General features: G+C 56.4%; 1 protein-coding gene. It reads left to right on the top strand.

The features are described from left to right. Positions 1-59: 59 nt before the first annotated feature. Entirely contained in the window at positions 60-7,448 is a 7,389-nt protein-coding gene (locus QZ196_RS16745; protein WP_296428467.1) for a hypothetical protein, read from the top strand. The last annotated feature ends 160 nt before the right edge of the window (positions 7,449-7,608 follow it).

Below are 7,608 nucleotides of genomic sequence, written 5' to 3' on the forward strand. Positions count from 1 at the left end.
CTCCGATTGTCGGCTACAGCTTTGTCGGCGCAGCGCCGCCGGTTGGCGAAGAGCTATCCTTGGTTGGCCAGCCCGGCTTTGCCGCGGATAATGCCGTCGCCTATAGCGACCTGTGGGGCGGCTTCCCGCCGCCGCCTGTGGAAACGCCGCAGACACAGGATTTCAATTACAGCGCAGTCGTTGACTGGCCCGAAGGCGAACCGACGGTGATCAACGGCTTTGACTTCACTCAGGAGACGGCTGTCGATGCCGTTGTGGCGCAGATTATGCCGCAGCTGTGGCAAATGACCGGGCGTCCGACGTCGCAGCGGCCCACCGTCAACGTCGTCGACAATGGCGACGGAACGTACACCGTAAATCTGCGCGTGAGGTCCGGGTATCACCTGGACCGCGGGCACACCGCGTCGGTCACCTTTTCGCTCGCAGAACAACCCAGTGCCGTCACCACCTCGGCCAACGTCACCTATGACGCATGGGATCAATTAGCGGTCGACTACAAAGACCCAGTGACGGGCGCGTGGGTCGCGTTTGGATCACATGCGGGCAGTGGCCAAAGTGGGGAGTCAGCCAGCTTGCAAGGCTCGCCCGCCAATGTCGAGATACGGGTGCGTAACCTTTCAACCGGTCAAGTGATTGGCATGGACTCCGGTCAAGCCATCAGAACGGTCAATCAAGACGGGACGGTCACGGTTGGTTTTGAAGACAGGGCAAACGGCGATGGCGACTTTAATGATGTCGTTATAACAATGCGCGGCGACGTCGCAGGATCAGGGCGCGTGCTGCATAAGGTCGACGGTGAGGTCACAGGGGACACGCCTGAAGCGATCAGCACCTCGGCTGGTGTCGAGCGGATTGCGATCCTGCACCAAGCTATGGTCAACGACTTTGGTGATGAGGCGCCGAATTTTAGCGCTCAGGATGTTTTGACCTACGTGCAATCGGTGTATGATATACCCGCGGATGCTATCGGCGAAGCTGAATGGCCTGCCTTTTTTGATGCCAACATTGATGCCGATGGGAACTTGGCTACTGATCTAGATGTCAGCATGTTCACGGGCGTCGATAGTACCGCCATGGAGCGTGTCATCACCGATGGGGCTGGCCTGTTCTATTCAATACAGCAACAGCAAGTGCGCCAAGATGCTGGTATTACCACCTATTCTGCGACGGCACTGACGCTTGCTGACGATCCAGCCGCATCGCAGCGTACCTTTGTGCGGGCACTGAACAACGACATGTTCCAGTCGGGTACAAGCGATTATCTTACCAATCGCGCGGATACCGGCGATGCCGCTGCTGACGCGCTCACCAATAGTAGGTCGCAAGACTTCTCGGTTGTTGGAATTTCACATGAGAGCATTATCAACGGCGGGATTGATGAGGGTGACTTAGCCAATCACGCGGGTGTCAAAGCGTTGGTAAGCACGGGCAATGAACTGATCACCGAAATGGAGGCAATGGGCGAAGACAGTCCTTGGGACGGGCCCACTCTGGAGCAATTGGATTCAGATGCGATCCTGACAGACCCTAACCTCGCAGTGTTTCGGGTCAGCTATTCACCGACACCTGGGGCAGCACCTGTCGATAGTCTGGTCACTTACGGCGAATTGATGGACCTGATCGAACAGGACAAGAACGGCGATATTACGTTGCATCGCGGTGCGGTCGACGCCGGGTATACCACAGATCCGGGCGAGCTCGTGCTAACGCAAACCTTCTTATATGATTTTACGTATGTTGAGACGGACGGTACGGTCGTACGTACATCCGGGACCAGTCTTTCCGAATATGACGCGCTGATCGTCAGAGTACACTCAAAAGACATTACGATCGTCAACGCCGCAGTGACGAACGTTCCGCAGATCAAGGCGTTCTACGCGCAGCGCGCGATGGCAATCTATGACAACAATACCGTCGTCCGGTACAACAGCGATGGTGATGTCATCTCTGGTCAGAGCTCTCTTGTGCGTCTGGCGCAGAATTTCCATCAACAATATACCCATTTCGAATCCGCGGGTGCGCTGACACCTGTTGAACCATTTACAAACCGGTTCGGTGTCTTTGGGCATCATGAAGGCACGGCTGTTGAATCCCTGTTGAGCACCGATCCGATTGCTGGTGCCCCTACGGTATCTGATGCCGAGGCATTGGCGTTCATGTTCGAGAAGATGGGGGTTGCCCCGTACGATCAGACACTTTCCGGCTTTATCGGTGGAATCAAAGGGATAACCGACCGTGCGCAGCTGGCAGGCCACTGGGCGCAGGAATACCAACGACACCCGGACCATCAAACCGCGTTCAGTGTCTTTGGCGGTTCGCATGGGAACAAACAGCAGGCTGAAGATGCCACCGCCAACGCAGAACTAGCGCTGGTGGACCGAGGCAGAAACGGCGCTGCGGGCTTCACCGTTCTGACGGATAAGGTCAAAGAAGAAATCAACGACGCGCGCTTTATTGATGGGTTCTTTACGGGCCTGACGCTGTTGTCCCTGGGAAGTGACGCGGCTGCAATCGCCGCTGCGCGAACCGGTCTTGAGGTTGGATTGCGCGATGCCTTGGGGGAAGAGGGTGCATCACTCTTGGAGACATCGCTGTCGCGCGCTGCAGTTGCCAGCCTGGAAGCAGGCGCAAGCCGCGGTGGAGCGGCAGGCGTTGCCAAAGTCGTCGAGCTTTTGCTGGCAGATGGCGAGATCACCGAACGGGTCGCCCTGAAATTGCTGAGCGCGACGCACGGCGCCCTGACGACCCCATTGGGCGTTCAACTGCTGGCGTCAACGGCCCGCGTTGTCGCGGTTGGCGCAACGAAAGAACAGATCCTGCAAGGGAACGGAACAGATGTCACTGAGGTCAGGGCGGCTGATACAACAGGCACATTGGACCCTGATGAGACCGGCGGGCTAAGCGCAAATTACCAACTTCAAGCGGTCAATCTGGCTGAGGAAATACTGATTGCCCAGGCCAATGGCGCAAGTAATTCAGAGCTTGCGGCAATGCTTTATGGTGACGCGGTCGCACCGACGACCGGGAGCGGGCCGGAAACGCCATTTGACATCGTGCAGGCGCTGTACGGGCATTTTGGGATGACCCCGCCTGCAGCAATTCCCGATGGCGCAGAAGTTTCGCGCGAGGACTTGGGCATTAGCGACGATACGCATGTTCATGTTAATATCGGCGGCGAGGGGCCGGTGGATTCCTACGGCCTTCAGACCGGGTTTGACGGGGCCATCAACCTTCAGGCAGCTGATGGCATTATAGGCGACGGGACACATCAGACACAGGATACGTCGGTCCCGATTCCAAACCTTGTACGTGTGGAAAGCTGGGATCAGGATTTCCCTTTTGCAGAGGGTTTCGCTGATACGATCACGATGCAGAACGCGCCGCTATACGATCACAATGTCGAGCAAATTGCGCGGATGATCAATAAAGACGGCGGCACGATTTCCCTGTGGATTGATCGTGATGCATTTGGCGGCAACGTCGAAAAATTAGCGGCGATGGTCGGCGGTGAAATCATCTGGGAAGATACGGATGAATTTGGCGGCGCTGCCGGCAGTGCGAAAATAACGATCCAAATTCCCAAGAAGACAGACACGCATGCGGGTGTCATTGAACAGGTTCTCGATATCCTGCCGCCCGAGCTTGCTGCGGATCTTGAGGCGCAGCATACGCTGGATGCGGCTGAACGCGCGGAGCTTGTTTCGGCTGCGTCAAGTGGCGATGCGCAGACCGTTGCCGCCCTTATCGCCGCCAAGGGATCGCCGAAAGAGCAATATGACGCGTTCTTCGCAGCCCATAGCGAAGTTGGCGGACGCCCCCAGTCGTTCTACAATGACCTGCTCGCGGCATTGCCACCGGAAACGGCTGCAAACCTGTTGACCTACGAGGTTTCAAGCATCTTGCTGGGGACCAACAATTACTACAGCCAAGACGAAGGTTTGAACACGAGCGGACCGTTGCAGTGGGCCCTGATCAAAGCCGTTGAGAGTGACCCGACAAGTCCCGAGTATCAGGCCGCAGGCGCAATTCTGCAGGCGTTGACCGAGCAGGATCCAATGATTGCGGGACACTTGCTTTATTCGGCGCTCAAGTTCTTTGGCGCACCCGATGGATCCGCAGACAACAAGGCCATCGTGGAAAACCTGTTGACGGCGATGGCGAGCCAAGGGCCTGACGGGATCGATGCGGCTGGATCGGCCTTGTCTCATCTGGACGAGGTGCATGTTATACACGGGCGCCAGCTTCAGAGCTTTGACTTCAATCTCCCAGTCATTGATTTGCCATCGCTGACCATCCTTGATGACCTGTGGTCCAATGTTGACCTTACCAACCCCGCTATCGGACTTCCCGTCGCGGCGATCGTTGGATTGACAGCCGCCTATGTCAAATACAGCTCCACAGTGAGCTGGGACAACTTGCAGGACTGGAGTGCCGCCGATGCGGCGGCAACAACGACGCCAACCGCAGGAGACATCGCGCGCAACCAATTCCTCAACGATCCGTTTGCGGCCTTCGACGATCCAGTCAACGGCGCCGAACTGGGTGAATTTGCGCTGTATCACTTCGGGTATGAAAACGCCTCGCAGCGTCTGAATGAAATGACCCCGGAACAGGCTGCGGCCAATCTCGACAAAGTGTCGTTCACGACATTCCAAAAGCTGATCGCAGGCATGGATATGGACAAGGCACTGGCGGTGCAGCCACTTCTTGCGGGTAGTCAAAGCGTTCTTGGCGACGATTTGGGAGCCTTTGCACAGGAACTGTCCGACATTACCGGTATCGAAGTGTCGATGATCACTGCCTATCTCGATGGTACAATGTCGTTTGACGACATCATCGACAATGGGTTGTACAATGTTGTGCCCATACTTTTCGACAAGATCGAAAGCGGTGATGCTGCTGCGATCAAATTTGTTGCAGATGCCGCGGAACACCTCAAGGCCCTTGGTGGGACTGGCGATCCGGACGGAACCGGCGGTTATTTCGGCGTCAATGAACAGGCCTTTATTGGTGATCTGGCCGATATGGCGCTGGGACAAGGCGCCTATGCGGGCCAGCCCCCGAGCGTCGAAAACCTGGGGGTCATGGTCCAGTTGCTGTCGGCAGGTGTCGGCGCTGCTATTCAGATCGTCCGCGAAGGTGCCGACCTGAAGTACATTCCCGAAGCCATCCAAAAAGCCGGCATGGAAGAGCTGCTGGCGCAAAATCCAGAGTTGCAGGACTTCATCGACAACTACGACACCTACAAGGGCGAATATCTGGACGAGCTGACCAAGACGGAACATGGCCGCGCCTTGCTTGACTCGTATGGCTATCAGGTCATCGATGGTGAACTGTATCATGCGCCGCGTATGCTGCAGAATGGGACTGACATACCCACCGATGAACCATCTGATGCCCCGTCGTGGCGCCCATCTTCGCGCCCATCCAGCGCGCCGACAGATCTGCCTTCGGGGGTGCCATCTGGTTCGCCGACGACGTCACCAACCAGCGCGCCAACCAAGCTGTCTGCGGCAGAGGCGGCAAGCTTTATTGACAAACATGTGCGCTTTGACATTGCCGCCGAATTTACGGTTCCGGTCGGGCCGGGCGCAACAGTAAACCAACTGCGCGTCTTCGTGACGGCGCCGACCGGCACAGACGCGCATGGCAATACTGTTTGGGGCCTGCGCCTGCGTCAGCTGACATCGGTGGGCCCCGAATTCAACGGGGGTGACTTGGTTGATAAAACGCGCGCCGCGGTAAATTGGCTCGCGCCGGACGCCGTGTCGCAACTTGTGACACAGGGCTATCAGCAGATATCACGTCTGACGGCACCAATTGCAGGTTTCGCGCGAACCGTCGGGAACAACCGGATTGGCGGAGCCATTGCCGGGACCTTCCAGCGGTTCATACCAAGCGCCAACGGCGAAAACTTTGGCGGTGACTTTGGCTTTGTCGCTATTCGCGACATTGTGATACCTTTCATTCCCACAGACGCGCAGGGTCCAAATATCAACACTGGTTTCCAGCCGGATGTTCGCTATCAGTCCAGCGTTTCGTTGGCAGTCGAACTTCTCAACGGTACAAACAGCGCACCTTATCAACTTTACAACTGGTTGACCCGCGATATTAACCCACCGGTCCTGCCGACGACAGTCAATCCCAACGAAGTGGTTTCGCTGCGCCATGCACAATCGAACTATGACGGAGCAGAGGCGGCATACGTCACCGCCGTAGAAACTTATGACGTTGCCGCTTCGAATTCAGACACACTCGTCGCCGCATCTGATGCGTCTGATGCCGCATTCGCGACCTATCGCGGCTTGGATCAGGATTCGAACGTCATCCGGTTGAAAATGGGCGTACTTGCCGACCGACTCGATACTTTGGGAGATACAATCGTCGATTTGGACCCTGGTCTTCAGCAGGCTGCGAGCGACCTAAATGATGCAATAGACGTATTCAATCCACTTGACGACGAATTGGATTCCGCAGTGAAGGCGCTTTCAGACCTTGTTGCTGACGGCGTTGCCCAAGACGACCCCGTATATTTGGCGGCTCAAGAAAGAGCCGCGGCGCTGTCCGTGCCGCATCAAGCTGCCTACGAGATTTTTTCATCTCGCTTAGAGACGTTCAACCAGTTGGCAGCCGACGAAACCGGTCTGAACCAAGACTTTCAGACCGGTCTGGCCGATCTGACCGCCCTAAAGACACGATATGACACGGCGCGCACAAATGTGGCTGCTGCGTATGCGACGTATGGTGGTTTGGTCACAACGTTCCTAGCGACCTCGTTCGCCTTTGCCAACACGAACCCGCAATACCGAGCTGCGGTCGCTGCCGTGACGATCGCACGGGATGTGTGGGCCGGTCGTGATGTGCAGTTGCGCGATGCACAGAACTTTGCGGCTGGCCTGGGCAGTATGGCCAGCTTCTTTTCGACCGGGGCGCAGAATGTCGATTTTGAAACTGGCGGTGGCGGCGGTTTGGGCGCGACATTCAACTTTGCGTCCCGTGATCCCAACACCAATGAGGTGAGTTTCAATGCCGGTGCGTTTGGGTTTGCTCTGGGTGACATTGCCGTGAATGAAATTGGCACCCGGGCTCTTGCGGCCACGATCGGGGTGATAATTTCTAAAACTTTTGGTGTTAACCAACCCGCCGATGCAGAAGCGCTTGCGTTGGGTATTCGCACTGACGTGGATCAGACCCGGACATTCCTGCAGCAACTGACCGATCCGCAGGGCGATGAAAAACCGGGCGGGCTACCGTTGCTTGGCGGTTATGCGGCCTCTTTGGTCTACAAGCAGATCGTTGCGAAGTTTAACGATAATGTGGATCAGGCATTTGACATCTTCGGCTGGTTCGCCGTGCAAGGGCGCGGAAAAGCGTCGTTCGGTTCTTATACTGGGAAAGCTGGCGGTCGCCTGCAAGGTAACGTCGGTTACACCCTCGACATCGAGTGATCATGCACCAAATCGACGAAAGCACCGTCCAATCTTGATTGGGCGGTGCTTTTTTGAAAATCCTTGCCAATATTTGAACAACTCATCCGGGGGCACGCGGGTATTTGAAGTGGTCCGGCAAAACTGGACAGCGTGCTAAGATGTATCCAACCCGAACGAA

Origin of the sequence: Yoonia sp., from assembly GCF_017854565.1 — a bacterium.
In the GTDB taxonomy this organism is placed as follows: Bacteria; Pseudomonadota; Alphaproteobacteria; order Rhodobacterales; family Rhodobacteraceae; genus Yoonia.